This window comes from Streptomyces tateyamensis (assembly GCF_003205575.1).
Lineage (GTDB): Bacteria > Actinomycetota > Actinomycetes > Streptomycetales > Streptomycetaceae > Kitasatospora > Kitasatospora tateyamensis.
This window is the reverse complement of sequence record NZ_PYBW01000057.1, coordinates 519-27089: the sequence shown is the minus strand read 5'-3', so window position 1 is coordinate 27089 and position 26571 is coordinate 519. Positions and strand designations below refer to the sequence as shown.

General features: G+C 73.8%; 24 protein-coding genes. 12 read left to right on the top strand and 12 right to left on the bottom strand.

Features of this window, described 5'->3' with window-relative positions; translation table 11 throughout:
• Nucleotides 1–24: 24 nt before the first annotated feature.
• The gene (locus C7C46_RS18155; RefSeq protein ID WP_110670906.1) at nucleotides 25–1086 is read right to left on the bottom strand and encodes a LacI family DNA-binding transcriptional regulator; all 1062 of its coding nucleotides are present in this window, start codon (nucleotides 1084–1086) and stop codon (nucleotides 25–27) included.
• A gap of 182 nt (nucleotides 1087–1268) precedes the next feature.
• Here C7C46_RS18155 and C7C46_RS18150 point away from each other — a divergent pair, with 182 nt between their 5' ends.
• Both C7C46_RS18150 and C7C46_RS18145 read left to right on the top strand, forming a co-directional pair.
• Nucleotides 1269–2222 carry a class I SAM-dependent methyltransferase gene (locus C7C46_RS18150; protein WP_245984491.1) on the top strand — a complete coding sequence of 318 codons (954 nt, stop codon included), beginning with the start codon at nucleotides 1269–1271 and terminating at the stop codon, nucleotides 2220–2222.
• 38 nt (nucleotides 2223–2260) lie between these two features.
• A complete protein-coding gene (locus C7C46_RS18145) occupies nucleotides 2261–2506 on the top strand; it encodes a hypothetical protein (protein ID WP_220040642.1) in 246 nt (81 codons plus the stop codon).
• Here the strand turns inward: C7C46_RS18145 and C7C46_RS18140 are convergent.
• A complete protein-coding gene (locus tag C7C46_RS18140; RefSeq protein WP_110670904.1) occupies nucleotides 2481–2801 on the bottom strand; it encodes a hypothetical protein in 321 nt (106 codons plus the stop codon). The genes C7C46_RS18145 and C7C46_RS18140 overlap by 26 nt on opposite strands.
• A 269-nt stretch (nucleotides 2802–3070) precedes the next feature.
• On the opposite strand from C7C46_RS18140, the gene C7C46_RS18135 reads away from it, so the two are divergent.
• A complete protein-coding gene (locus tag C7C46_RS18135; protein WP_146259118.1) occupies nucleotides 3071–3448 on the top strand; it encodes a hypothetical protein in 378 nt (125 codons plus the stop codon).
• 67 nt (nucleotides 3449–3515) lie between these two features.
• The gene (gene galE, locus C7C46_RS18130; protein WP_110670902.1) at nucleotides 3516–4511 is read left to right on the top strand and encodes a UDP-glucose 4-epimerase GalE; all 996 of its coding nucleotides are present in this window, start codon (nucleotides 3516–3518) and stop codon (nucleotides 4509–4511) included.
• Here galE and C7C46_RS18125 read toward each other — a convergent pair.
• The gene (locus C7C46_RS18125) at nucleotides 4501–4797 is read right to left on the bottom strand and encodes a hypothetical protein (RefSeq protein WP_110670901.1); all 297 of its coding nucleotides are present in this window, start codon (nucleotides 4795–4797) and stop codon (nucleotides 4501–4503) included. The two genes, galE and C7C46_RS18125, sit on opposite strands and share 11 nt — an antisense overlap.
• A 269-nt stretch (nucleotides 4798–5066) precedes the next feature.
• Between C7C46_RS18125 and C7C46_RS18120 the strand changes: the two genes are divergently transcribed.
• The gene (locus C7C46_RS18120; protein WP_110670900.1) at nucleotides 5067–5771 is read left to right on the top strand and encodes a rhomboid-like protein; all 705 of its coding nucleotides are present in this window, start codon (nucleotides 5067–5069) and stop codon (nucleotides 5769–5771) included.
• Here C7C46_RS18120 and C7C46_RS18115 read toward each other — a convergent pair.
• From C7C46_RS18115 to C7C46_RS18105, 3 genes are all read right to left on the bottom strand, one after another.
• Nucleotides 5768–7489: a cation:proton antiporter domain-containing protein gene (locus C7C46_RS18115; RefSeq protein ID WP_110670899.1), complete on the bottom strand. Its 1722-nt coding sequence runs from the start codon at nucleotides 7487–7489 to the stop codon at nucleotides 5768–5770. The two genes, C7C46_RS18120 and C7C46_RS18115, sit on opposite strands and share 4 nt — an antisense overlap.
• Nucleotides 7490–7681: 192 nt before the next feature.
• Nucleotides 7682–7948 carry a metal-sensitive transcriptional regulator gene (locus tag C7C46_RS18110; protein WP_110670898.1) on the bottom strand — a complete coding sequence of 89 codons (267 nt, stop codon included), beginning with the start codon at nucleotides 7946–7948 and terminating at the stop codon, nucleotides 7682–7684.
• 69 nt (nucleotides 7949–8017) lie between these two features.
• Entirely contained in the window at nucleotides 8018–8746 is a 729-nt protein-coding gene (locus C7C46_RS18105; protein WP_110670897.1) for a polyprenol monophosphomannose synthase, read from the bottom strand.
• A gap of 373 nt (nucleotides 8747–9119) precedes the next feature.
• On the opposite strand from C7C46_RS18105, the gene C7C46_RS18100 reads away from it, so the two are divergent.
• Together C7C46_RS18100 and C7C46_RS18095 are read left to right on the top strand one after the other, a co-directional pair.
• Nucleotides 9120–10820 (top strand): serine/threonine-protein kinase, encoded by a 1701-nt coding sequence (locus tag C7C46_RS18100; RefSeq protein ID WP_110670896.1) that lies wholly within the window; start codon nucleotides 9120–9122, stop codon nucleotides 10818–10820.
• Nucleotides 10821–10849: 29 nt separating this feature from the next.
• Nucleotides 10850–11623 (top strand): hypothetical protein, encoded by a 774-nt coding sequence (locus C7C46_RS18095; RefSeq protein WP_146259117.1) that lies wholly within the window; start codon nucleotides 10850–10852, stop codon nucleotides 11621–11623.
• A gap of 75 nt (nucleotides 11624–11698) precedes the next feature.
• Here C7C46_RS18095 and C7C46_RS18090 read toward each other — a convergent pair whose 3' ends face one another.
• Together C7C46_RS18090 and C7C46_RS18085 are read right to left on the bottom strand one after the other, a co-directional pair.
• Nucleotides 11699–12415: a G1 family glutamic endopeptidase gene (locus C7C46_RS18090; RefSeq protein WP_110670894.1), complete on the bottom strand. Its 717-nt coding sequence runs from the start codon at nucleotides 12413–12415 to the stop codon at nucleotides 11699–11701.
• A 217-nt stretch (nucleotides 12416–12632) separates the two neighbouring features.
• On the bottom strand, nucleotides 12633–13085 hold the full coding sequence (locus tag C7C46_RS18085; RefSeq protein WP_110670893.1) for an anthrone oxygenase family protein: 453 nt from the start codon (nucleotides 13083–13085) through the stop codon (nucleotides 12633–12635).
• Nucleotides 13086–13195: 110 nt separating this feature from the next.
• Here C7C46_RS18085 and C7C46_RS18080 point away from each other — a divergent pair, with 110 nt between their 5' ends.
• Both C7C46_RS18080 and C7C46_RS18075 read left to right on the top strand, forming a co-directional pair.
• Nucleotides 13196–13771: a TetR/AcrR family transcriptional regulator gene (locus C7C46_RS18080; RefSeq protein ID WP_110670892.1), complete on the top strand. Its 576-nt coding sequence runs from the start codon at nucleotides 13196–13198 to the stop codon at nucleotides 13769–13771.
• Nucleotides 13772–13961: 190 nt separating this feature from the next.
• Nucleotides 13962–16022, top strand: coding sequence for a transglycosylase domain-containing protein (locus tag C7C46_RS18075; protein ID WP_110670891.1), 2061 nt, complete (start codon nucleotides 13962–13964; stop codon nucleotides 16020–16022).
• 63 nt (nucleotides 16023–16085) lie between these two features.
• Here C7C46_RS18075 and C7C46_RS18070 read toward each other — a convergent pair whose 3' ends face one another.
• Nucleotides 16086–17312, bottom strand: coding sequence for an ABC transporter substrate-binding protein (locus C7C46_RS18070; protein ID WP_110670890.1), 1227 nt, complete (start codon nucleotides 17310–17312; stop codon nucleotides 16086–16088).
• Between the two features lie 199 nt (nucleotides 17313–17511).
• Complete coding sequence (locus C7C46_RS18065; protein ID WP_110670889.1) at nucleotides 17512–18279, bottom strand: DUF4118 domain-containing protein; 768 nt, start codon at nucleotides 18277–18279, stop codon at nucleotides 17512–17514.
• Between the two features lie 203 nt (nucleotides 18280–18482).
• On the opposite strand from C7C46_RS18065, the gene C7C46_RS18060 reads away from it, so the two are divergent.
• Nucleotides 18483–19808, top strand: a complete 1326-nt coding sequence (locus C7C46_RS18060; RefSeq protein WP_110670888.1) for a hypothetical protein — start codon at nucleotides 18483–18485, stop codon at nucleotides 19806–19808.
• 523 nt (nucleotides 19809–20331) lie between these two features.
• Nucleotides 20332–21633, top strand: coding sequence for a chitinase (locus C7C46_RS18055; RefSeq protein WP_110670887.1), 1302 nt, complete (start codon nucleotides 20332–20334; stop codon nucleotides 21631–21633).
• Nucleotides 21634–21708: 75 nt separating this feature from the next.
• Here the strand turns inward: C7C46_RS18055 and C7C46_RS18050 are convergent, their stop codons facing one another.
• Nucleotides 21709–22200 carry a peptidylprolyl isomerase gene (locus tag C7C46_RS18050; protein WP_110670886.1) on the bottom strand — a complete coding sequence of 164 codons (492 nt, stop codon included), beginning with the start codon at nucleotides 22198–22200 and terminating at the stop codon, nucleotides 21709–21711.
• 350 nt (nucleotides 22201–22550) lie between these two features.
• On the opposite strand from C7C46_RS18050, the gene C7C46_RS18045 reads away from it, so the two are divergent.
• Nucleotides 22551–23843: a M48 family metalloprotease gene (locus C7C46_RS18045; RefSeq protein ID WP_146259116.1), complete on the top strand. Its 1293-nt coding sequence runs from the start codon at nucleotides 22551–22553 to the stop codon at nucleotides 23841–23843.
• A 130-nt stretch (nucleotides 23844–23973) separates the two neighbouring features.
• Here C7C46_RS18045 and C7C46_RS18040 read toward each other — a convergent pair.
• The coding region (locus C7C46_RS18040; protein WP_110670884.1) for an amino acid adenylation domain-containing protein at nucleotides 23974–26571 on the bottom strand (2598 nt) is incomplete at its 5' end.

The following is a 26571-nucleotide window of genomic DNA, read 5'->3' as shown; positions in this document are numbered from 1 at the left end:
CGGGTGGAGGTCGGCGGGCGGGTGTCAGCGGGTCGGCGCCGCGGCCGGTGCCGTACTCGTCCTGACGACCAGTTCGACCGGGAGGGACTCCGTGCGCCGCACGGCCCCCGGGGCGTCCAGGATCAGCTCCATCGCCCGTTCGCCGGTCCGCTCCAGCGGCAGCCGGACCGTGGTGAGGGCGGGATGGAGGTCCTGGGCGTAGGGGAGGTCGCCGAAGCCGACCACGGAGACCTCGGCGGGGACCGCGCGGCCCAGGTCCTCGCGCAGCGCGGCCAGGGCGCCGGCGGCCATGCCGTCGTTGAGGGCAAGCAGAGCGGTCAGGTCGGGGCGGCGGCGGAACAGCTCGCCGGCGGCCTGCCGGCCTCCCGCCCGGGTGAAGTCGGCGGCGGCCAGGTCGGCCGGGTCCAGCCGCCCGCCGCGCTCCCGCAGCGCCTCGCGTACCCCGGCCAGCCGCTCCCGCACGGTGACCAGTTCGTCGGGCCCGGCCAGCACCCCGATCCGCCGGTGGCCCAGCTCCCACAGGTGCGCCAGGGCCAGTGCCGCCCCGCGGCGGTTGTCCGGGGTGACCGTGTCGGCCTCGACCCCGTGGTCCCCCACGCACGCGACCCGGCCGCCGTCCGCGGTGAACCCCGCGAGGTGGTGCCCGAGTTCGCCGACGAACGCCGGGTCGGTGAACCCGCTGCCGGCCAGCAGCACCGCCCGGGCCCGCTGGGTGCGCAGCCGGACCAGGTACTCCAGCTCGAGTCGGGGGTCGCGGAAGGTGGCGGCCAGCATCACCATCAGGTCGTGTGCGCGGGCGGTGCGCATCACGCCGGTGGCGATCGCGCCGAAGTACGGGTCGGCGACGTCGTGCACGATCAGCCCGACCACCGAGGTGCGGGACCGGGCCAGCGCCTGGGCGGGCGCGTTCGAGACGTAGGCGAGCGCGGCGGCGGCCTCCTCGACCCGGCGGCGCAGCTCCGCGCCGACCGAGCGCCCGCTGCTGCCGTGCAGGACCCGGGAGGCGGTGGCGATCGAGACCCCCGCGTGGTCGGCCACCTGCTGGAGGGTGACGCCGGTGGACGCGGACCGTCGCGAGATCGCCATAGCGGGGAGGTTACCGCCGGGCGCACCGGTGTACGCAGCGTGCCTGATCGAATTCGACTTGTCAGGTATCTTCTCAGCTGCCCGCCAAGGGTCTTAGGATCGCGTCCACCCAGGGGCCGGTGTCGTCCCCCGACCGGCAATCGCGCTGGTGGCACCGGATCCTCTTGCCTGTAGGAGGCTCCGTGCTGCCCAACGAGGCCGACCCGGCGACAGCCGGCGTCCCCCAGACCCTGAACGACGTGCCCGGATGGTTCTGGCCGATCGACCAGCAGCTGTTCAGCTGGCTGCTGGCCCGACAGACCCGGCTCGGCGTCACCGGCGACCTGCTCGAACTCGGCAGCTATCTGGGTCGCAGCGCGATCCTGATCGGCGAGCACCGGCAGGACGGCGAGCGGTTCACCGTCTGTGACCTGTTCGACTCCGAGGCGCCCGACGGGGAGAACGCGGCGGAGATGCACATGTCCTACCGCAAGTCGCTCACCCGGGCCGCGTTCGAGCGCAACTACCTGGCGTTCCACCCCGAGCTGCCGACCATCGTGCAGGCGCCCACCTCGGTGCTGGCCGACGGCCGGATCCCGGCGGGCAGCTGCCGGTTCGTGCACATCGACGCCTCGCACCTGTACGAGCACGTGGCGGGCGACATCCGGACCGCCCAGCGGGCGCTCGCCGGGGACGGCCTGGTGGTGCTGGACGACTTCCGCTCCCCGCACACCCCCGGCGTGGCGGCCGCCGCCTGGGAGGCGGTCTTCACCCTCGGCCTGCGCCCGGTGGCGGTCACCCCCGAGAAGCTCTACGGCACCTGGGGCGACCCGGAGCCGCTGCAGCGGGAGTTGAAGGAGCTGGGCGGCGACGTCGAGGAGTGCTACCTGGACGTGGACGTGGTGGCCGGGCACGAGCTGGTCCGGCTGTCCGGGCGCGGCGTCGCGAAGCTGATGACCCCGGAGGACCTGGCGCCGCCGCGCACCGAGCGCCCGGCCGACCGGTCGGCGGCGCGCAAGCTGGTGCTCGACCTGATGCCGCCGCTGGCCACCCGGGTGATCCGGATGCGCCGCCAGCAGGCCCGCCAGCGCCGGGCCGAGGCGGGGGGCGCCGGCAGAGCGGGCGCCGAGGGCCGCGAGGGCGCGCAGGTCGCCTGACGCGGCACTCCCGTACCGGAGGACTCATCCGGCAGGTGGTGAACGACTGGCAGGCGTCGGCCGCGCCGGTGGCGGCGGGAGCCGGGGTCGCGCTGCTCCCGCTCCTGGTGCAGCCGAGGCACCGGCCGGGGCTGGTGCTGCGCGAGCCGCGGGCCCGCCGGCCGGCCCGCTACGTCTTCGCCGCGCTGCGCGCGGGCTCGGAGGGGGATCCGGTGCTCGCGGCGGTCCCGGCCGAACTGGGCCGCGCCGGGCGGGCGGTCAGTCCCGGTTCGCCGCCGTCGTGAGCAACCGCGCGGTCTCGGCCGGGAGTTCGAGGTGGGTGCTGAGCCAGAGCGCGTCATGGCCGCGGCGGGCCAGCACCCAGGCGGTGTACAGGCGGTTCAGGCTGGGCGCGGCCGGGCGGTGCAGCAGTGGGCGGACCGCGTCCATCGGGAAGCCCTCCAGTGCCTCGGTGCTGAACCAGTCGGGCACGGAGGGGAGTTCACGGCCCGGTCGGCGGCCGCCGAGCAGGGCGGCCGCCACCACGCCGCCCGCGGTGCCCGCGCCGAGCAGCGCGCCGCCGAGCAGCGGGCGGACCACGGCCGGGGCGGCGGCGAAGGCGGCGGTCTCCAGCAGGAACAGCAGCAGGATGCCGAGCAGGGCGCGCCCGAGGGCCGGGCAGGCCTGCGGTGGGCCGGCCCGGTGGGCCCGGGGTGCGCGGTCCCGGGGGTGGCTGCGCAGTGCGGTGATCGTGGCCCTCCTGCGGTGCTGGGCCGCCCGGGGCGGCGGCCGTGCAGTCCAACGCGGCGACGGCGGCTCAGGTGACGGTCGGGGGCCGCCGTTGGTGCGCAGGCGCTAGCGTGCAGGGTATGGACCTCGAACCCGCGGGCAGACCCGGCGCGGGGCCGGTGGCGGCGGCCGGCCCGGTGCTGCCCTGCCCGGACCCGTGGCCGCACCCGGCACTGGGCGACCTGCCGATCGCCTACGTGGCGGTGGAGCTGTGGCAGGCGCTGGCCGGCCTGGCCCTGGTGCCCGCGGCGGCCGAGCGGACCGCGCTGGCCCTGCTGCGCACCATCGCCGCCGAAGCGGTGGACGCCGCCACCCTGCCCGGCAACGAGTCCGCGCCCCGCCGGGACCTGTGGGTGAGCGCCCCGGCCTACATCGGCGGTGCGCGCCGGGTGATCTGGTTCCAGCGCTCGGCCCCGGGTGGCCCGGTCACCGCCTACTTCGCCCCGCCTATCCGTTGACTTCTGTTCGGTTCTGTTGAATCGTGTTGATCCAACGGTCGATCACGGCGTGTGAAGGAGCCCCACCTTGAAGGTCCTCATCACCGGCGGCGCAGGTTTCATCGGCAGCACCGTCGCCACCGCCTGCCTGGACCACGGCATCACCCCGGTCCTGCTGGACGACCTCGCCACCGGCGCGGCGGAGTTCACCGAGGGTCGGATCTTCTACCGGGGCGACATCGCGGACGGCCCGCTGCTGGACCGGATCTTCGCCGAGTACCCCGAGATCGAGGCCGCGGTGCACTGCGCGGCCCTGATCGTGGTCCCCGAGTCGGTGGCCGAGCCGCTGGCCTACTACCGGGTCAACGTGGCCAAGACCGCCGAGCTGGCCGGGCACCTGCTGCGCAACGGCTGCGAGCAACTGGTCTTCAGCTCCTCCGCCGCCGTCTACGCAGCGCCCGCCGGCGGCACCCTGGTGGTGGACGAGGAGGCGGCCACCGCGCCGTCCAGCCCGTACGCCCGGACCAAGCTGATGGCCGAACAGCTGCTGCGCGACACCGCCGCCGCCACGCCGCTGCGGGTGATCGCGCTGCGCTACTTCAACCCGATCGGCGCCGACCCGCAGTTGCGCACCGGCCTGCGCAACCCCACCCCCACCCACGCGCTCGGGCAGCTGATCCAGGCGCACGAGCAGGGCCGCGCCTTCGAACTGACCGGCGGCGACTGGCCCACCCGGGACGGCAGCGGGATCCGCGACTACGTGCACGTCTGGGACCTGGCGCTGGCCCACGTGGCCGCGCTGCGCCGGTTCGCGCAGGTGCTGCCGGCCGGTCGCGGCGGCTTCGAGGCCGTCAACCTCGGCACCGGGACGGGCACGACGGTGCGCGAACTGCACCGGGCCTTCGAGCAGGTGGTCGGCGTGCCGGTGCCGCTGCGCGAGGGCGCTTCGCGCCCCGGCGACGTGGCGGGCTGCTACCCGTCGGTGGACAAGGCACGCCGACTGCTCGGCTGGGCGCCCGGGCTGACGCTGGCCGACGGCATCCGCGACTCGCTCAGCCGGCGTGCCCGGCGGCTCAACCCGTGATCCGCTGCCAGTCGATGCCGTGCTCGCCGTTGGCGCAGGCCGGGCAGCGCATCCGCTCCGCCACCGCCTGTCCGTCGCTGAGCACCGACTGGCGGTAGACCACCCCGCTGCCGCCGCAGACCGAGCACCCGGTGCCCTGCGCGGCCAGCAGCGCGCACGCTTCGAAGACGAGTATCTCGGCGCCGGTGAACCCCCGCTTGGGACGGTAGTGCCCGTTGCCGTAGTGCTCCCAGTGCGCGCATTCGGCGGCCGGGGCCTCGCGCTGGCTGCTCGCGGTCTGCGTCATGGGGGACATGATGCACCCTGGACGCCCTGGTGGGACCCGGTTCGGCGCACCGAGTTCGGCGCGGTCACGGGTGCACGGGGGCATGAACACCGCCGAGGGAGGCGAAGCCGGCGCGCCGGCGCAGGATCCGCCGTGGACGTACGCGGCACCGCGCTGCCGGCCTGACGGATCCGGACTCCGCCGTCGTCACCCCATGAGCCGCCTGCGGTAGCCGCCGGCCGGTGCGCCCCGTAGCGTTCGGGTCACCTGTGCCGACGAGGGAGGGCTGGATGGACCCGGTCAGCGGTCCGCAGCAGCGGGCGGGGTTCGCGAAGCGGGCCGGCCGGGCCTGCCGACGGTACGTCAGCAAGGCCCCGGGCACCTTCGCCTGGCTGGCCGTCCTGCTGCTCACCACGCAGATCATCCACCACGTGTCGCCGGAGTTCGCCAACCGCCTGCTGGAGCGGCGCTCGACCAACCTGCACCAACTGTCGACCTCGCCGGTGCGGGTGCTGATCACCAGCGCGATGTGGATCGCGGGCGGCGGCTGGTGGTTCTACTTCGTGCTGTACAACATCTTCCACGTACCGGCCGAGCGCTGGCTGGGCACGGCCCGCTGGCTCGGCGTGCTGCTGATCGCGCACGTCGGGGCCACTTTCATCAGCGAGGGCGTGCTGCTCTGGGCGATCCGGCACGGCTACGCGCCCGAGCGCGCCAGGTACACCCTCGACTACGGCGTCAGCTACGCGCTGGCCGGCGTCGAGGCGGTGCTGACCTACCTGATCGTCCGGGCGTGGCGGTACCTGTACGTGGCCGGCGTGCTCCTCTTCTACGGGCTGGCGCTGGTCCGCTCCCGCGACTTCACCAGCGTGGGGCACTTCACCGCGGTGCTGCTGGGCCTGGCCTGCTACCCGATCGCCCGGGCCCGCCCGGGCAGTTGGGACCCGGTGCCGGCGGCGCGCCGGGCCTGGCGCACCGTCAGCCGGCGAGGTTAGGGCGCGAGCAGGATGTGCAGGCCGGCGCCCTGTGGCGGGCGGCGGCCGGTCACCGGGAGCAGTCGGCCCGCGGGGTCCACCGTGAAGAGCAGCCGGTGGTCGGCCGGGATGCCGTCGGCGGTGCTGGTCAGCTCGGCGCCCTGGGCCAGCCGGGCGGCCACCGCCGGGTCGAACAGCACCTGGTCCGGCGAGCCGGCGCCGACCGCCTGCTCACCGGTGTGCACGGCCGCCAGGCGGTAGACCGGCAGCTCGGCGCCCTCGCGCAGCACCGAGGCGGCCAGGGCGTTGAAATCCTCCTGACGGGTCAGCAGGAAGACCGCGGTGATGCCCTCCTGCTCCGCGCCTTCGGTGCCCACGACGGCCAGCAGCTCGCCCTGGGCCAGCTCCAGGCCGGCCGCCGCGATCCGCTCCCGGTGCGCGGCCCGGCCCGCCCACATCAGCACGTCGATCCCGGCCGAGCGCAGCAGCAGCGCCAGCTGCACCACCCACGGGTCGCCGCCCACCAGCAGCGGCCGGGACCGGGCCGGGCGCACCACGCCGAGCCACCGGGCCACCGGCGTCGCGGTCAGCCCGTACAGCGTCACGGTGGCCACGATCACCAGGAAGGTGGCCGGCAGGATCTTCTCCGCCCCGCCGACGCCGCCGGCGGCCAGCTCGCTGGAGAAGGTCGCCGCGGTGGAGGCGGCCACGATGCCGCGCGGTGCCATCCAGCCCAGGAACGCCCGTTCGCCCCGGCCCAGGTCGGTGCCCAGGGTGGCCAGCGCCGCCACCAGCGGCCGGGCCAGCAGCACCAGCACGGCCACCAGCGCCAGGCCGGGCAGTACCACCGGGCGCAGTGCCGACCAGGAGACGGTGGCCGAGATCGAGACGAACAGCACTCCGACGATCAGCGAGACCAGCGACTCGAAGAACGGCCGCCGGGCGGGCAGGTCGAAGGCCGGCACGGTGGCCACCGCCACGCCCATCACCACCGCCGCGATCAGCCCGGTGTCGTCACGCAGCACGTCGCAGCCGGCCGCCACCCCGATCACCGCCGCCAGCTGGGCGGTGGTGCCGAGCACCTCGCCGACCGCCAGTCTCACCAGCAGCCACCAGAGCAGCAGCGCCCCCAGCGCGCCGCCGGCCAGCCCGAGCGCCACGCTGGCCAGGAACTCCAGCACCCCGCTGCCCAGGCCGTGCCGGGCGTCGCTGAGCAGCGCGTGGAAGACCAGCGCGCCGAGGATCCCGCCGACCGCGTCGATCAGCGACCCCTCCCAGAGCAGGATCCGCTGCAGCCGCTCGTTGGGCCGCACGAAGGCGAGCAGCGGCCCGACCACGGTGGGCCCGGAGACCACCAGTACGGTGCCCAGCATGGTGGCCGCCTGCGCCGAGACGCCCAGCAGCGGGGCGGCCGCGGCCGCGGCGATCGGCGCGGTGGCCAGCGCGCCGATCCAGACCAGCCGGACCACGGTGCGCCGGGTGTGGCCGGACAGCTTGCCCAGGTCCAGGCCGAGCCCCGCGTCGTAGAGGATCACCGCCACGGCCAGCGAGACCAGCGGGGCGAAGGCGGCGCCGAGCAGCTGGTCCGGGTGGACGTCCTGGGTGAGCGCACCGGCGGTGAAGCCGGCCGGCAGCAGCACGATGATGGCCGGGATCCGCAGCCGCCCGGCGAGCAGTTGGGCGCCGACCGCGAGTACCACGGTCAGGCCGGCGCCGGTGAGGATCTGCTGGGACGTCATGGGGCCTCCGGGCGGCGGCTTCGGCGCCGACTGTCCGTCAGGGATGCGTGGCCCTGACGGTCAATCAGGACAAAAAGCACCATAGCGGGGCGGAAGGTCATGACGGGGCAACGCGACGGGGCCCGGACCGGTCGGTCCGGGCCCCGGGGGCCGAGCAGCAGGGCGAAGGCCGGGCCCGGCTGGAGGGCGAGGTCAGGCGAGGGTCAGGAAGAGCTTCTCCAGCTCGGCCTCGCTCATCGGCGGGGCACCCTCGTCGGCGGCGGCCAGGCACTGGCGCATCCCGCTGGCGACGATCTTGAAGCCGGCCCGGTCCAGGGCGCGCGAGACGGCGGCGAGCTGGGTGACCACGTCCTTGCAGTCGCGGCCCGCCTCGATCATCGCGATTACGCCGGCCAGCTGGCCCTGCGCCCGGCGCAGCCGGTTGAGCACCGCGCCGACCGCGTCCTCGTCCACCTTCATGGGGTCACCCCTTCTCTCGGCGCGCGACACCGCCGAGTGTACCCCGTGGGGTATCCGGAACCCCGGTGGTCAGCGCTTGAAGAGCAGCTTCCACGGGGCCATCGCCGACTCCAGCTGGACGCCGAGGCTCATCTTGGAGACGCCGATGGCGCGCTCCTCGAACCGGATCGGCACCTCGCGGATGGTCATGCCGCGCTTGACCACCCGGTAGTTCATCTCGACCTGGAACGAGTAGCCGTTGGAGTGCACCGACGGCAGGTCGATCGCCCGCAGGGTCGCGGCCCGCCAGGCCTTGAAGCCCGCGGTGGCGTCCTTCACGTGCAGCCGCAGGATGGTGTTCACGTAGAAGTTCGCCCAGGCCGACAGCGCCTTGCGGTGCCAGGGCCACTCGCTCGCCGTGGAACCGCCCGGCACGTAGCGCGAGCCGAGCACCACGGCGGCGTCGGTGGTCTCCAGGATCTGCACCATGGCCGGGATCGCGGTGCTCGGGTGCGACAGGTCGGCGTCCATCTGCACCACGATCTCGGCGCCCTCGTCCAGCGCCCGGGCCATGCCGGCCAGGTAGGCGCGGCCCAGGCCGTCCTTGGCGGTGCGGTGCAGCACGCCGACGGTGCCGCCGGACTCCGCGGCCAGCTTGTCGGCCACCTCGCCGGTGCCGTCCGGAGAGTTGTCGTCCACCACGAGCAGGTGCAGGTTGGGCAGCTCCAGCTCGGCCAGCAGGCCGGCCAGCACGGGCAGGTTCTCCCGCTCGTTGTACGTGGGGACGACGACAACGATCTTCGGAGCGGAGGAGGTCATCAGTGGTCTCTCGGTTGGAGGCGAAGCCTGGCCGGCGGTGCGGCGGGCGCGTCGGACGGTCGCGTCTGCGCGCGGACGCATGGCGCGTGCGGGAGCCGGCCCGCGCGCGCGTACTCGGGGGAGCCTACCTGGCGTTCGAACGACCCGGTCGCGCCGGGTAGGGGAGGGGGTACCCGCTGCGCACCGCGCCGCCGTACCGTTCGTATGCCTTCGGCGGGCGGGCGCCGGACCCTCGTGTGCGAAGCACCCGAATCGTGACCCACCGGCTGTTCGACGGGTGGAACCGAGGCCCTACCGTGCTCGTCGCAGGCAGTGCCGCGAGGGGAACGCGGTGCGCCGTAGGCGCTACACGACGAGGGACCTGACAACGAGCATGAACGGCCTGACCGAGGACGGGGCGGCCCCGGCCGAGACCCCGTGGACACTGCCCGGGTACGACCACGAACGAGAGCTGGGCAGCGGCGGCAGCGGGCGGGTGGTGCTGGCCACGCACCGGGCCACCGGCACCCGAGTGGCCGTCAAGTACCTGAGCGAGGCGGTCCAGGACCGGACCCGGCTGCGCGACGAGGCCGAACTGCTCGGCGCGCTGCACTCGCCGCAGGTGGCCGAGCTGTACGAGTACGTGGAGGGCCCGCAGGGCGCCGCGCTCGTGATGGAGCTGGTCGACGGCGTCTCGCTGCGCACCCTGCTGCGTGAGGAGGGCGCCACCGGGCCGGAGGCCGCGCTGGTGGTGCTCAAGGGCTCGCTGCTGGGCCTGGCCGCCGCGCACCGGGCCGGGGTGGTGCACCGCGACTACAAGCCGGACAACGTGCTGGTCACGGTGGACGGCTCGTCGAAGCTGGTGGACTTCGGGATCGCGGTGCGCAGCGGCGAGAGCGCCAAGGTGGCCGGAACGCCGGTGTACATGGCGCCCGAGCAGTGGGCGGGTGAGCCGGCCACGCCCTCCTCGGACGTGTACGCCGCCACCGCGACCTTCTTCGAGTGCCTGACCGGTGCCAAGCCCTACAACGGGACCACCCTGATGGAGCTGGCGCTGCAGCACACCGAGGCGCCGATCCCGGACGAGCAGGCCCCCGAGACGGTCCGTCCGCTGATCCGGGCCGGGCTGGCCAAGGCGCCCGAGCAGCGGCCGGAGAGCGCCGAGGACCTGGTCGAGCAGCTGGAGCGGGTCGCCCGGGCCGGGTACGGGCCGGACTGGGAGGAGCGCGGGCGGGCGGCACTGGCCGCGCTGTTCGCCCTGGTGCCGTTGCTGCTGCTGCCCTCGGGCGGCGAGCCCGCCGCGGGCGGGACCTCGCTGGCGACCACGGTGCTCGGGGCGGGGGCGGCCACCGCGGGTGCGCGCCGACTGGTGAGCCGGCGGGCCAAGCTGATGGCGGGCGCCGTCGGTGTGGTGGTGCTGGCCGGCATGGCCCGGGTCGCGGTCGCCGACGGGACCGGGTCCGCCGGTTCCACCCAGGTGGTCGGGTCCGCGGTGCAGGCGTCGAGTTCGGTGTCGGCCGACGGGATCGCCCCCGCGGCCACGCCGTCGGCGCTGGTCAGCGCCTCGGCCAGTGCGTCCGCCTCTGTATCGGTGTCGGCCTCCGCCTCCGCCACGGCTGCGGCGAGCCCGGGCGCGCCCACCCCGCACGCCACCACGGCCGGGCCCACCCCGACCGCACCGGGCGGCACCACCGGCGCCCCGACCAGTGCGCCGACCACGGCGGGCGGCAGCACCCCGACCAGCCCGAGCACCTCGCCGGCGGCGGCCCCGCTGCGGGTGCTGACCGTGCTGGCGAGCGGCTACACCTGCAACAACCTGTACGGTGCCGCGACCGTGGGGGTGACCACGGACGGCGCCGCCGACGGCATGCTGACGGTGAGTTGGATCACCAGCAACGGCGGGGTGCGCACCGTGGTGCAGAACCAGACCTTCACGCTGACCAAGGGCACGACCAAGTTCTCGTTTCCGGTCCACTACTCCTTCACCTCCGGCTCCGTCGGCTACGGGATCCAGGTCAGCACCAGCCCCGCCGCCGTCCGCGGTCAGGGCGGCTACCAGGAGATCTCCACCGTCGTGTGCAACCCGCCCCGGTGACCGACCGCCAGAGCAAGGACAGGCCCGCCATGCCCAGCCCCGACGACCACCTCGACCAGACCGTGGTCCTGCCCGGCGCCCCGCTGGACCAGACCGTGGTGCTCGATGCCGCCCCGCTGGACCAGACCGTGGTGCTCGATGCCGCGCCCCTGGACCAGACCGTGGCCCTCGCCTCGCCGCCCGTCGACCGGACGACGGCCCTGACGGCCGCCCCGGCGGCCCGGGCCGCGCAGCCGGTGCCCGTGCCCGTGCCCGTGCCGGAGGACAGCGCCACCATGCTCGACGAGGAGGCCTGGCCCACGCCCGCCACCGGGGAGTTCCGCCGGTTCGGGCCCGGGGTGCCGGTCCCCACCGCGACCGTGCCGCTGGGCGCCGCGGCCGCCTGGCACGGCGAACCCGCCGAGCCCGAACGGCGCCGCCGCCGCACCTTCTGGCTGATCCCGCTCCTGGTGCTGCTGCTGGTGCTCGGCTACCTGGGCTGGCAGTGGTGGTCGCCGGCCCTGACCGTGACCGGGGTGGCCGTGCAGACCGATCCGGCCGGCCCGGGCTGCAACGGGACCCAGACGGTGACTGGCACCCTGGACACCAAGGGCGGAGCCGGCACGGTCACCTACCGCTGGCACCGCAGTGACGGCACGATCTCCTCCGACATCACCCAGCCGGTCCCGAAGGGCGAGCACCACACCCAGGTGACGCTGCGCTGGACCTTCGAGGGCAAGGGCTCGATGAACGCCGTCGCCACGCTGGAGGTGGTCAGCCCGGGCTCGCAGTCGGCCGCGGCCTCCTTCACCTACAGCTGCTGACGGTCCGTCAGTTAAAGCGCGCGCGGGCGCCTGGGCGGGTGTGCCGCCCCGGCGCCCGCGTTCTCAGCCGGGTGCCTACTCGCGCAGGTAGGTGTCGGAGAAGCTGGTGCCGCCCGAGCCCAGCGCGCTGGTGCGGGCTTCGTAGGCGCCGTTGGACGGGTCGAGCGCGACCGGGTTGAAGGACCCGAGCGACTTGCCGTTGACGGTAGCCGAACTGAAGTTCAAGGTACCGAAGTTGGGGTAGGCCCCGGTGGGCGACTCGATGATCACCTCGGCGCTCGTCCGGCTCGCGGAGAGGGTCTTGCTGGTGCTGTAGGTCCAGCCCCGCGAGGAGTTGACCAGCTTCAGGGTGTACCTGTTGCTCCCGGCGTAGGTCACCGAGGCGTTGATGACGTCACCGGCCGCGACCGGGTACGAGCTGGTGCTCAGGTAGACCGGGTTCGCCGGGTACATCTCGTACCAGGCCTGGTGCACCGCGGTGCCGCTGGAGCAGTCGGTCGCCACGCCGGTCTGCTCGACGGTGGACGAGCCGTAGCCGTCGATGCCCACCCACGGGGCGTAGAGGTCGTTGGTGGAGTTGCAGGTCGCCCGGGCCTCGGTCCAGGTGGCCGAGACGGAGGTGAAGCCGCTGCCCGTGGCGGCGTAGCCACCCCAGTTGTAGCCGTTGGTGTTGTACTGCAGCGGACGGAACGACAGGTTCTGGGCGGCCGCCGCGGTGGTGGGGGCGACGGGGGCGGCAAGGGTGGTGGCTGCGGCCGCGAGGGTGGCGACGCGTATCAGCAACTTGCGCATACTGGCTCCTTCGTGGGGGACGATCAGGATGCAGACACGCCAACCCGGCCCCTGGGGGTGGCTGTTCGGGGTGGTAGTACAGGATGACCTGCTGTCATGGGCTGGTCAATAGTCTGGCGGCACTCCGGACCGCGACAGCCAATTCCCCGGCGGGCCCGGGCCGCTGGGCCCGCCCGCCGGGGAACCGTTCGAACCGTCCGTCGGCCCCGCCTGGTGCTCAGCCGCGGGCGAGGGCGACGGCCAGCAGGACGAAGGACGCGACGATCACGGCGACCCGCAGGTAGTGGAGGCGGTCCCAGGCGCCCAACTGCTCGCGCCAGTCGGCGGGGGCGGTCTCGGGGGTCCAGTGCTTGGCCCGGTCGTTGATCGGCACCAGCAGGGCGACGGACAGCACCACACTGAGCACCAGCAGGCCGGCGGCCGTGACGACGAGCGCGGAGCCGGCCCCGCCCCAGGCCACCGCGGCCCAGGCGGCGCTGAGCAGCAGGGCGCCGATGTACCAGAACGGCATCACCCGGCCGAGCAGTCGGCCGCCGGCGGCGCGGGCGGTCAGGCCGCCGTTGTGCGGCAGTCCGTCGACGATCGGGTTGATGAAGACCGCCACCGCGAACTCCACGCCCACCAGCATGCCGGTGACCACGATCGTGACGACGGCGAGTACCTGCTGCATTGCGTCCCCTCCCAAGCGGCTGAGCGGCGCCGCCTTCTAGCGCCGCTAGGTTCGAGTTCGATGCTAGATTGTCGAGTGCTCGAATGTCTAGCGGTGCTAGGATCCGTGTCATGTCGATTCAGGAACGCAAGGAACGGGAGCGTGCCCAGCGCCACCAGCTGATCGTCGCCACCGCCCGCGAGCTCGCCGAGGCCCAGGGCTGGGAGGCCGTGACCACGCGCCGGCTCGCCGAGCGGATCGAGTACAGCCAGCCCGTGATCTACGGACACTTCCCCGACGGCAAGCGCCAGATCGTCGGCGCCGTCGCGCTGGAGGGCTTCGCCGAACTGACGGCGGTGCTCCGCCAAGCGGTGGCCGACGGCCCGGCCGGCCGGGCCGCGGTGGCCGCGCTCGCCACCGCCTACCTCGACTTCGCCGAGCGCAACCCCGCGTTGTACGACGCGATGTTCCTGCTCGACACCGGCCTGCTGTTCGCCGACGAGCAGACCCCGGCACCGCTGCGCGAGGGCTTCGGGACGCTGGTCGCCACGCTGGGCCCGGTCGCGGGGGAGGCCGACCCGGGCGCGTTCGTCGAGGTCTTCTGGTCGGCGCTGCACGGCCTGGCCTCGCTCACCCGCTCCGGCCGCCTGCCGCGCCGGCTGGCGGCGCAGCGGCTGACCGTCCTGGTGGACCGCTTCGCCGGATAGGGCCTGACCAGGGCCCTCGAGGGGTCGCTGTCAGTAAGGTCGACCCCGGAGCAGATTTCTTATGATCAGACCGTAGCCTTCTGACGTGAAGTCAACGAATTCAAGCCGCGTTCGCGGCCCCATAGCGCTCACCGGACTGGGTCTCCGCTTCTTGCTGGTCAGCGGAACCGCCGGTGTGCTGGTGGCTGGAATGGCGGTGCCGTTCGTCGGGGGTATCGGGCTGGGCGCCAAGGCGTCGGCCGACAGTTTCGAGAACCTGCCCGACGACTTCAAGGCACCGCCGCTCTCGCAGGCCTCGTCGATCTACGACGCGGGCGGCAACCTGATCGCCACCGCCTACGACCGCGACCGCACCGTGGTGCCGGCCGACCAGATCTCGCCGCTGGTCCGCAAGGCGCTGGTGGACATCGAGGACAACCGGTTCTACGAGCACGGCGCGGTGGACCCCAAGGGCATCCTGCGGGCGGTCGGCAACAACGCGGGCGGCGGCGGTACCCAGGGCGCCTCGACGCTGACCCAGCAGTACGTGAAGAACGTCTTCGTGGACGAGGCCGGCAACGACCCGGCCAAGGTCGCCGAGGCGCAACGGCAGACCGTCGGCCGCAAGCTGCAGGAGATGCGCTACGCGATCGAGGTCGAAAGGACCCTCAGCAAGGACCAGATCCTCACCAACTACCTGAACATCACCTTCTTCGGTGAGCAGGCGTACGGGATCGAGGCGGCCTCCGAGCGGTACTTCACCACGCACGCGAAGGACCTGACCCTGCCGCAGGCCGCGTTGCTGGCCGGCATCGAGCAGTCGCCGAGCAACTACGACCCGATCCTGCACAAGGACACGGCCAAGCAACGCCGCGACACCGTGCTGAGGAAGATGGTCGAGTACGGCAGCATCAGCAAGGCCGACGGCGACGCGGCGATCGCGTCCCCGATCCAGCTCGCCGTCAGCCGCCCGCAGCAGGGGTGCATCACCGCGAAGAACGGCGAGGGGTTCTTCTGCGACTACGTGAAGAAGCTGGTGCTCGGCGACCCGGCCTTCGGCGCGAGCGCGGCCGACCGCCAGGCCCTGTGGAACCGCGGCGGCCTGCAGATCCACACCACCCTGGACCCCAAGGCGCAGGACGCGCTGAACAAGGCGCTCACCGGCAAGGCCAGGCCGACCGACAAGCCGGTGGCCGTGATGAGCATGGTGCAGCCCGGGACCGGCAAGATCCTGGCGATGGGGCAGAGCCGCCCCTACGGCCTGGACCCCAACTCCCAGACCACCCTCAACCTGAACGTCGACAAGTCGATGGGCGGCGGTGAGGGCTTCCCGACCGGCTCGACCTTCAAGGCGATCGTGGCCGCGGCCGCACTGGAGAACGGCCTCGGCCCGGACACCAGCATCAACACGCCGTACAGCATCCCGTGGCCCACCATGACGGACTGCCAGGGCGGGCGGTTCGTGGCCAAGCCCGCGGACCCGCCGGTGCACAACGACTCGCAGAGCGAGAACGGCACCTTCGCGATGCCGGGCGCGCTGGCCGCCTCGATCAACACCTACTTCGCCACCCTGGAGGGCCAGGTCGGCCTCTGCACCACCGCGCAGATGGCCAACAAGCTGGGCATCACCAAGCAGTCCGGCGGCGAGCCGCTGAAGGTGGTCCCGTCGATGACGCTGGGCGTCAACTCGCTGACCCCGCTGGGCATGGCCGCCGCCTACGCCACCTTCGCCTCGCACGGCACCTACTGCGCGCCGAACGCGATCACCGGGGTGACCGGCCCCGACGGCAAGAACCTGGCGGTGCCGCCGACCAAGTGCGCTCCGGCGATGTCGCCGACCACCGCCGACACCATCACCGCGATGCTCAAGGGCGTGGTCCAGGACGGCGGTACCGCGCTGGGCATCGGCCTGGACGACCGCGACAACGCGGGCAAGACCGGTACCACCAACGACGGCAAGCAGGTGTGGTTCGTCGGCTACACCCCCGACCTGGTGGGGGCCACCCTGGTCAGCGACATGGGCACCCAGGAGCCGCTGCAGGGCCAGAAGCTCGGCGGCTCGGCGATCGCCCAGGCCTTCGGCGCCCAGGTGGCCGGCCCGTTCTGGCGCAGCGCGATGAGCGGCGCGCTGGTCGGCGTCCACCCGACCCCGTTCCCCTCGGTCAACCTGCCGGCCGCCCCGCCGCAGAACCCGCCGGCCAGCCCGAGCCCGGGCGACTCGACCAGCCCCGGCAACGGGAACGGCAACGGCACTGGCGGTGGCAACAACTAGCGCCGCGTCAGCACCGGGCCCCGCCGTGACGGCGGGGCCCGGGCGGCGCAGCGGTGGCCCGGGTCACTGCGCGGGCTTGCCACCGGTGAAGGCCCAGCGCATGTCCAGGTAGCCGCTCTGCTGCTCGGTCAGCTGGCCGGACTTCACCTGCTGGTACGTCACCCAGGTGTTGACCAGGCGGGGGGTCTCGGCGTTCGGGAGCATTTCGCTCCAGCTCAGCGGCGGGGTGACGCCACCGGTGTTCAGGGTGTCCCCGCTCTCCAGCAGGTCCCGCAGGTTCTGGGTGGTCAGTGGCTTGCCGGCGGCGTTCAGCCGGTCCGCGGCGGTGAGGAACACCTGGTAGGCCACCCAGGTGGTCTGTACGGCGAGGTCGGAGAGGTCGACCTGGTTGCCGCCGATGGTCGAGCGCAGCGCGTCCCAGGCGTGCGACGAGGCGGGCGGGTACCAGCCGGTCACGTAGGCGTTGTTGAGTACGCCGTCGGCGCCGCCTTGGCCGAGCACGGCCTGCGGGACGCTGCCGATCACCGCGCCGAGCTGGGTGTGCCTGGGGTTCAGCTGGTGGAGGGCGTCCAGGAAGCGGCTGCTCTGCTGGGGTTCGAGCGCGTCGCTGACGCAGTTCCCGGCGCGGTCGTCGCCCAGCGCCTTGCGGGCGGCGGTCGCGTAGTCGGGCGAGGCCTCGCCGACCCGGACGTCGACCACCTTGCTGTTCTCCGGCTTGAGCGCGCCGGCCAGGTAGCCGGTGAGGCTGTCGCCGGCCGGGCTGTCCGGGCGGACCAGGGCGATGGTGCGGCAGCCGGCCGCGACCAGCTGGCGGCCGTTGCCGATCACCAGGGTCGGGGTGCCGCCGGCCACCGGGTAGGAGAGCGGGCTGCTGAACTCGGCGCTGGTCAGGCCGTAGCCGCCGAGATAGGGGATCTTGGCGCTCTCCAGGCCGGGCAGCAGCGCGTCGCTGTTCAGGCTGTACGAGCCGATCACCGCGACGGCCTTCTGGGCCACCGCCTGGCGCACGCAGGCGGTGCCGCCGTCCACGGTGTTGTGCTCGTTGCAGGTGAGCACCTTGAGGTGGTGGCCGTCGACCCCGCCCTTGCTGTTCACGTCCCGGCCGATCAGGTCGGCAAGTGCCGTCACCCCGCCGCGGTCGAAGGCGCCGGTGCCGGAGGGGGCCCAGGTCATCACCGTGATGTCGCCGTCGTCCGACCCCGCCGAACTGCCGCAACCGGTGGCCGCGAAGAGCGCGGGAAGCAAGGTGAATGCCGCGAGGGCCCGGCCCGGACGGGTCCAGCTGGTCATGCCGTGTGCCTTCCTCGAACTGCCGTGCCAGGCAGTGACGCTGAAAACCAGTACAGCCAACTCGACGAGCGGCGCTGGCAACTAGTACAGCCAACTCGGCACGGCACAAGGAGGGAGATACGGCACGTTAACGGCGGGCGGCCGGGTGGCCAACAGCGGACGAGCAGAGGCCCGGTACACGAACGGCAACGGTGAACGGTCAGGCGGCCCGCACTGGTTGGTGCATCGCGTCCAGCGCGGCCCCGGCCTGCTCGGCCAGGGTCACCGCGACCAGCCGGGCCTGCCGCGAGGAACGGCTGCCCGGTACCGGTTCCAGCAGGTAGCGCCCCAGGTAGCGGCCGTTCCCGGTCAGCCGCAGCTCCACCGCCCCGGCCGGCCAGCCCAGTCGCTCGGCGTCCCAGGTCCGGCCGGCCAGCACGATCGAGCCGTCGCGCTCCAGTCGCGGCAGTCGGCCCAGCAGCGAGCCGTACTCGAACCGGCACTCGGTCAGCCCGAGCAGGTCGACCAGCTCGTCGCGCACGTGGTCGACCACGGTCAGCGCCGAACCGGGTGCCCGGGAGAGCGCGGCGGTGCGGTGGATCCGGTCGAGGTGGCCGGCGTCGGCGTCGGCGCGCAGCGACAACCGCCGGGCCCGGGCCGCCAGCTGGGAGACCGTCAGACCGACCGCGAGCAGTACGCCGGCGACCGTCAGGTCGCCGGGGCGACCGATCGCGAACTGCTGGTACGGACGGGTGAAGAAGAAGTCGAACCAGCCGGCCGCGCCGACCGCGGCCAGCGCGCCCGCGACCCGGCTGCCCAGCGCGGCGACCCCGACCACCACGACGACCAGCAGCAGGGCCGGGTCGAGATTGGGAATCCGGTCGCGCCACGGCAGCAGCAGGGCGCAGAGCGCCACCGGGGCGGCCAGTGCGGCCGGCACGGCGACGGCGACCGGGGCGAGCGGGCCCCGGGGGACATAACGGCGCATCACGCACCTCCTGGCTCCGGTGTAGCAGGCGCGTCGCTGTGCGCAACCGGATCGGGGCCGGCTTTGACGCATTTCTTGCACCGCGTTCCGTCCGACGGCGCAGGACGCTGGTTCGGGAGCGACTTTCGACCAGGTCTGCCCGGAGCCTGGCTGGGTAGGGAGCGGGCGGGGGACAGGCGGCAGGGCGAGCGGGGAGGGGCCGAGTGGCCGAGGCCGGGTGGGCGGTGGTGGCCGGGGTGCTGCTGCTGGGATGGCTGGCGGGCCTGGCGGCCGCGCTGGGCCGGGCCCGGCGCCGGGCCGCGCGCGGCCGCGGCGAGCGGGCCGACCCCGGCACCCTGGCGCCCGCCCTCGGCAGTCTGATCGCCGGTGGCGGACGGCTGCGCGGTACCGAGGCGGCGGCCACCCTGCTGGACCTGGTCGCCCGCGGGGTGCTGGGGCTGACCTCCACCGGCCCGGGCCCGTCGGCGGCACTGGTCACCGTGGTCGGCGAGGCGTCCGGGCCGGCCGGTTTCGAGCGGCTGGTACTGGAGCGGGTCACCGGCTACGCGCAGCGCGGCAGCCTGCCACTGGCGGCGCTGGCCCGGGGCGGCCCGCAGCAGCACGCCGAGTGGGAACGGGAGTTCGCCCAGGCGGTCCGGGAGGCCGGGCGGGCCCAGGGGCTGCTGGTGGACCGGCTCGACCGCGCCGCCCGGCTGCGCTGGACCGCGCTGGCCGTCCCGTTCGCCGCGGCCGGCTGGCCGGCCCGCGGCCCCTGGGCGGCCGGGCCGGCGTTCCTGCTGGCTGCCGCACTGGTCGCCTACGCGGGCCGGCGCCCCGTGGTGACCGCGCGGGCGGACCGGGCGCGGTGGCGGGCGCTGGGTGCCCAGCTGCGCGGCGAGGCCGGCTGGGCGGTGCGGGAGCCGGCCGGCGTGGCCGCGGGGGAGCGGCGGTTCGCCCACGCCGTGGCGCAGGGGGCGGCGCCGGTCGCGGCCCGGGCCGTCTCGTTCGGCCCGGAGCACCACCGGCGCGCCTGGGCCGCGCACGGCGGCTGGCACGAGGTGCGGCTGCACCGCTCGCGCTGGCGCGGCACGCTGCTGGCGCCCGTGCGGGCGGCCTGGGCCGGCGGGCTCGGGTGTCTGGCCGGGGCGGGGGCACTGGCGGTGCTCGGGTACACGGCGGTGCTGCGCGACGGGGCGGGGCAGCCGTTCCTGCCCCGCTCGGTGCTGCTGCTCTACGGCGCGGCGCTGCTGGCGGTCTTCCTGCCGTCCCTGGTCTGCTGCCTGGTCGGACTGCACGACCTGGGCCACCGCCGAGTGGTGACCGGTGAGCTGGTCCGGGTGCACCGCTCCACCCGGGAGGGCAAGGAGCCCAGCCTGCTCGCCGTCAACTCCGGTCACGGGCGCGCCGTCTGGCTGCTCCCCGTGCGCACCGCGCTGCTGGACGGCCTGACGGAGGGTCAGTCGGTGCGCCTGGTGCGCTCGCACTGGCTCTGGTTCGTCCACCAGGTGGAACCAAGCGATGGGGGAGCCCAGGTTTCACTCCGACCGTAGCGTCCAACTCGTGCTTGCCGCCCGCACATTGTCGTGGCCGTGCCGTCGTGGATGCAGGTGTCCTGCTGGTCCTGCGGCAGCGTGGCGATCAGGTCGGTGTCGGGCGATTGCCGGGGCATCCTGTGCGGTCCAGGTGAATTTCATGCATCCCGGGGCGAACTCTTTGCCGAACGCCGGCGAGGCGGGGGAGCGGTGCCCGGCGGCCCGGCGGCCGACCTGCGGATTCCGGTGGTGGCCCTGCTTGCGGAATCTTCGGTGATGGTTAGTCAAGTTTCCTGTTCGAGAGCGGCCTCCGAATTCCGGGAAGGGCGGTGCCGGAATTCCCGTCAGGACCGCCGGACCACCCGCCGCCGGGAACGCGCAATCCCTTGACAGCCCCCACCTGGTCTAGTCCATTCTGGTGCGGCAGTCGGCGGCCGCCCCACGGCACCGGCTCGGGCTCCCTGTGCAAACGCCCTCGTTGCCGCCCCCACGCGGCACCCGGGCGTGCTCCCCCACGTCCGTCACCGGAAAGGCGTTCTCCATGGAACGAGCCCTGCCTGCTCCCAAGACCCGCACCCCGCACCGGCGTTCGCGCTCCGGCCTGGTGGCCGGGGTCGCCTCGCTCGGGCTGCTGGCCGGTGCGGTGGCCGCCGTCGCCGCCACCGGCTCCGCGCAGGCCTCCACCACCACCGCCGCACTGTCGTCGAACTGGTACGCCTCGGCCCCGTACCTGATGCCCGAGGACAACAACCCGCCGGACGCCGGCGCCGTCATGGATGCCACCGGCCAGAAGGCCTTCCAGCTCGCCTTCATCCTCGACGGCGGCGGCTGCTCGCCGGCCTGGGGCGGCACCTCCTCGATCGACTCCGACAGCACCATGCTGAACGTGATCGCGGCCATCCGGGCCAAGGGCGGCGACGTCTCGGTCTCGGTCGGCGGCTACGGCGGCACCAAGCTCGGCCAGACCTGCGGCACCCCGGAGGCCACCGCCGCGGGCTACCAGAAGGTGATCACCAAGTACGGCCTGCACGCGATCGACTTCGACCTCGAGGAGCCGGAGTACGAGAACACGGCCGCGATCCACAACGAGATCGGCGCCGCCAAGATCCTGCAGGCCAACAACCCGGGCCTGTACGTCTCGATCACCACCGCCGGCACCACCGCGGGCACCGGCTGGTTCGGCCAGCAGATGCTCAACGAGGCCAAGGCGCAGGGCTTCACGCCGAACAACTTCTCGATCATGCCGTTCGACGGCGGCTTCAGCGGCGCCGCCGCCCAGACCGCCGCGCTGACCAGCTTCAACACCCTGCTGCAGAACACCTTCGGCTGGAGTGCGGCCACCGCGTACGCCCACGAAGGCGTCTCCATGATGAACGGCCGCACGGACTCGGCCGAGTACTTCACCCAGGCCGACTTCCAGACGGTGCTGGACTACGCGACGGCGCACGGCCTGGCCCGCTACACCTACTGGTCGGTCAACCGGGACCGCCAGTGCACCGGGTCGGTCGACCCGGGCCTGTCCGGCTCCTGCTCCAGCGTGGTGCAGAACCCGTGGGACTTCACCAAGTACACGGTGAAGTTCGCCGGCGGCGCCCCGGTGACCACCCCGCCGACCACCCAGCCGCCGACCACCAACCCGCCCACCACGAACCCGCCGACCACCAACCCGCCGACCACCCCGGGCGGCGGCAGCTGCACCGCGGCGCCGTGGAGCTCGGCCACCGCGTACAACGGCGGCGCGGTGGTCTCGTACGCGGGCCACAAGTGGACCGCCAAGTGGTGGACCTACAACGACGTCCCCGGCGGCTCGGCGGGCGTCTGGGCGGACAACGGGGCCTGCTGACCCCTGGTAGTGCACGTGCGTGGGCGGCCGCCGGAGGTTCCGGCGGCCGCCCACTCGCGGATCGGTACGGTCAGGTCAGAGCTGGCCGGAGGCCGAGATGGTGACCTTGGCCTTGGGGGTGCCGCTCTGGGAGCCGAGGCCCTCGATCTTCTTCACCAGCTCCATGCCCTCCTCGACCTCGCCGAAGACGACGTGCTTGCCGTCCAGCCAGTCGGTGACCACGGTGGTGATGAAGAACTGCGAGCCGTTGGTGTTGCGGCCGGCGTTGGCCATCGAGAGCAGGCCCGGGCGGTCGTGCTTGAGCTTGAAGTTCTCGTCCTCGAACTTCTCGCCGTAGATGCTCTTGCCGCCGGTGCCGTTGCCGCGGGTGAAGTCGCCACCCTGCAGCATGAAGGCCGGGATGATGCGGTGGAAGCTGGACCCGGCGAAGCCGAAGCCCTTCTCGCCGGTGGCGAGGGCGCGGAAGTTCTCCGCGGTCCGCGGCACGACGTCCTCGAACAGGTTGAACACGATCCGCCCGGCGGGCGCGTCGTCGATGGTGATGTCGAAGTAGACCTTGGTCGTCATGCCCCTATCCTGACATCTCCGCGCCGCGATGCCACTCTCCGGGTACCGGGTGTCAGCCTGGGCGCTACCCGTCCCTGGTGAACCGTGCGTGGCCCCTTGACAGTTGGAGACCGCTCCAGCAGGCTCGCCGCAATCTGCCGGAGGGGACAGCCAGTGGTCGCACAGCAGCACGAGCGGTCCGGGCGGCGGCGGGCGCTCCGGGTGCTGGCCGCGCTGGTCGCGGTGGCCGGCGCGCTCCGAGCGTGTCAGGGATGGGCGCCCCCGGAGCCGGCCGTGACCCATCGGCTCCCTGCGCCCTCATGCAGGCCGGAGGTTCCGCGATCGAATGGTGGTAGGGCAGGATCCGCGGCGTGCCACAGACCATCACCAGTACCCGACCCTGCCCGCAGTGCGCCGCTCCGATCGAGGCCGACCCGCGGTTCGCGGACTGGTGCCCGGCCTGCGAGTGGAACCTGGCGCCGGTCCAGGAGCCGTCCCGCCGGCGCGGTGAGCGCTCCCGGGCGCGCTCCCGGGCCCGGGTCGAGCGGCTCTACCGGGCCCTGGCGGCCCGGCCGCCCGAGAGCGACCAGCACCGCAGCGGGGCCTGGGTGCTGGCCGTGCTGCTGGCCACCCTGGTCAACCTGGTGACGCTGGCGGTGCTGGCCGGCTCGCTCTGGCTGCTGGTGGCGGGTGCCCTGGTGCTCAAGGCCCTCGCCCTGGTGGGTCTGGGCCTGGCCTGGCTGTTGCGTCCGCGGCTCGGCCGCTGGCGGGCGGCCGAGCCGGGCGAGCTGACGGCGGCCCAGGCCCCGGTGCTGCACGCGGTGACGGCCCGCATCGCCGCCGCCCTGGACACCCGGACGCCCGATCGGATCGTCGTCGACCACGCGTACAACGCCAGTTACGCCCGGATCGGGCTGCGCGGCCGGGTCCAGCTCACCGTGGGCCTGCCGCTGTGGACCGCGCTGGCCGAGGACGAGCGGCTCGCGCTGCTCGGCCACGAGCTCGGGCACGGCAGCAACGGGGACCAGCGGCGCGAACTGTGGCTGATGATGGCGCACAGCGCCCTGACCGAGTGGTGCCGGCTGCTGCTGCCGCACTTCGGCTACCGGTTCCAGCGGCGCGGCATGCGCCAGGCGGCCGACACCAACCTGGTCACCCTGTTCCTGCAACTGCTGGCCCAGCCGGTGCTGCTGCTGTTGACGGTGCTGAACCGGCTCACCGAGCGCAGCAGCCAGCAGGCGGAGTACCTCGCCGACAACCGGGCCGCGACGGTGGCCTCCTCCGGGGCGGCCGAGCGGATGCTGGCCAAGCTGATGCTGCATCAGAGCGTCCAGGTCCGGCTGGGCCAGCAGCGGTCCGCGGCCCAGCGCGGCGGGCGGACCGGGCGGAGCGGGACTGCGCCGGTCGAGGAGTTCTGGACCGGCCTGCGCGAGTACCTGGACTCGGTGCCGGCCTCCGAGCGGGAGCGGCGGATCCGGCTGAGCGCGCTGGAGATGACCGCGGTGGACACCACCCACCCGCCGACCCACCTGCGGATGCGGATGCGCGCCACCCGCCCGGACCGCGCGGCCACGGTCACCGTGGACCCCGCCGAGTGGGCCGCCATCGAGGCCGAACTGGCCCCGGCGCGGAGCCGGATCGGCCGGCAGCTGCTGGGCTGGTGACGCCGGGTACCGCTACGCCCGCCGACCCGGAGGGGCGGGGCTCCGGTGATGTGCCACCGGGGCCGGCCCTCAGGCTGTGAGAGGCAGCCCGGTCCGCCCTGGCTGGGCGGACCGGGTCGCTGACGCCCGGTCAGCGCGGCAACGCTGGCGCCAGGTGGGCGGTCAGCGTGCGCACGGTGCGATGGCGGTAGAGGTCCGGCAGGCGGACGGCGGGCAGGTCGGCGGCGCGGACCGCGGCCAGCAGGCGGACGCCGAGCAGGGAGTTGCCGCCGAGGGTGAAAAAGTCGTCGTCCAGGCCGACCCGGAACCCGAAGGTCCGCTCCCAGACGGTCTTCAGTCGTGACTCCAGGTCACCCGCCCCGGCTTCCGCCGGAGCCGGGTCGCCGTCCTCGAGCGGTTCGGGCAACCGAGCGGTGTCCACCTTGCCGTTGGGGGTCAGCGGCAGCACCGGTAGGGCCGTGATGGTGGACGGGACCATGTGCGCGGGCAGGAAGGCCGCGGCGTGCCGGCGGACCTCCTCGGTGCTGCCCGCCGCGTCCTGCAGCACCACGTACGCGTCCAAGCGGGCACCCGCCGCGTCGTCGCCGGTCCGGCGCAGGACCACCGCGGCCGCGGCCACCTGCGGGGAGTCCAGCAGCCGGGCCCGGATCTCGCCCAGCTCGATCCGGAAGCCGCGCAGCTTGACCTGGCTGTCCAGCCGCCCCAGGTGCTCCAGCCGCCCGTCGGGCAGCAGCCGGCCGCGGTCCCCGCTGCGGTAGCGCGGGCCCGGGGCGTCCGGGTCGGTGACGAACCGTTCGGCGGTCAGCTCGGGCCGGTGCAGGTACTGCCCGGCCACCCCCGCCCCGCCGACGTAGATCTCCCCGGCCACGCCGGGCGGCAGCTCGCGGCCCGCCGGGTCCAGCACTGCCAGGTGCCAGCCGGGCAGCGGGGCGCCGACCGAGCGGGAACCGGTCAGCGCCTCGCGGCGGGTGACGGTCTGTGCCGTGACGTGCACCGTGGTCTCGGTGATGCCGAACATGTTGACCAGCCGGCAGCGGGCGGCCGGGTGGCGGTCCAGCCAGGCCAGCAGCGGCCGGGTGTCCAGCGGCTCGCCGCCGAAGACCACCAGCCGCAGCGCGTCGCCGACCGGCTGCTCCCGCTCGGCCGCCGTCAGCTGGGCGAACGCGCTGGGGGTCTGGCTGAGCACGGTGACCCGCTCCTCGCGGAGCAGCCGGGCGAACTGCTCGGGATCCCGGGAGGCCCAGAAGGGCACCACGACCAGGCGGCCGCCGGTGGTCAGGCAGCCCCAGATCTCCCAGACCGAGAAGTCGAAGGCGCTGGAGTGGAAGAGCGTCCAGACGTCTCCACCGCCGAGCCCGAAGTCCGCCCGGGTGGCCGCCAGCAGCGCGGCGACGTTGCGGTGCGGCACCACCACGCCCTTGGGTCTACCGGTCGATCCGGAGGTGTAGATCACGTAGGCCGGGTCGTCGGGCGAGAGCGGGCCCGCCGGATCAGCGGGCAAGGCCGGTTCGGACGGTTCGGCGGGCCCGGTCGGCGCGGTGAGCTCGCTCGGGTGGACCAGCCGGACGCCCGGCGCGGGCGGGAAGTCAGCGGCGTCGGTGATCACCAGCGCGAGCTCGGCGTCCTGGACCGTGTAGCGCAGCCGGTCGGGCGGGTAGGCGGCGTCCATCGGCAGATAGGCCGCACCGGCCTTCAGCACCGCGAGCAGGCTGACCACCAGGTCGAGCGAGCGGTCCAGGCAGACCCCGACCCGCCGGCCCGGCCGCACCCCCAGGCCGCGCAGTGCTGCGGCCTGCTGCTCGGCCAGCTGGTCGAGTTGCCGGTACGTCAGGTGGGTCTCGGCGAAGCTGACCGCCGGAGCGTCCGGGGTCTGCTCGGCCCAGTAGCCGACGGCCTGTTCGATCCGTTGCGCGGGGACCGCGAGACTGCGCCCCAGCCCGCCGAGGAGCGCGAGGCGCCGGCGCTGCTCGTCGTCGAACAGCGCCAGCTCGCCCACGGCCGTGTCGGGATCGGCGCTCAACAGCGCCGCGTGTGCGGTGGCGAGCATCTCGGTGAACCAGGTCACCGTGGGCCCGCCGACCACGGACGGCCGGTGGTGGCAGCGGCCGGTCAGCCGGTCCCCGGCCGCGGTCAGATGCAGCGAGAGCGGGTGCACGGGGGCGAGGAAGGGCAGCTGCTGGGTGCCGGGGCGCTCGGCGGGCTCGTCGACCACCAGGCCGGCGAACGGCGTCAGGCCTGGAACCGGGGTGGCTTTGCCGACCTGGACCAGATAGTCGGCCATGGTGGCCGCCGGGTCGGCGGTGAAGGTGAGGCTGTCGCGGGCGTCCAGCCCGACCACCACCTCGGGCGAGCCTGTCCAGCGGGCCAGCACCAAGCCGAGCGCCGCGGTCGCGGTGAGGGCGGCAGGCAGCTCGCCGCCGCCCGGCAGGCTGAACGCGTGCACGGCGGTCCCGGCCGCGCCGGGCTCGCCCAGCGCCCAGTCCGGCGTCCGGGTGCGGTCCAGCAGGGCCAGGCGTGCGCGCAGCTCGTCGGCGGTCGACTGCGGCACCGCGGCAAGCGACACCGGGGACGCGGGCAGTGCGGTCTGCGCCGGCGGGTCGACCAGCAGTGCCCGCAGCAGCTCCAAGGGGTCGGCCAGCACCGCGCGGTGGGCGATGACCACCAGGTCCGACGAGCCGTCAGTGTGGCGCAGCAGCACCACCCGCAGGCCCGGGCCGGTGGCCGGGTC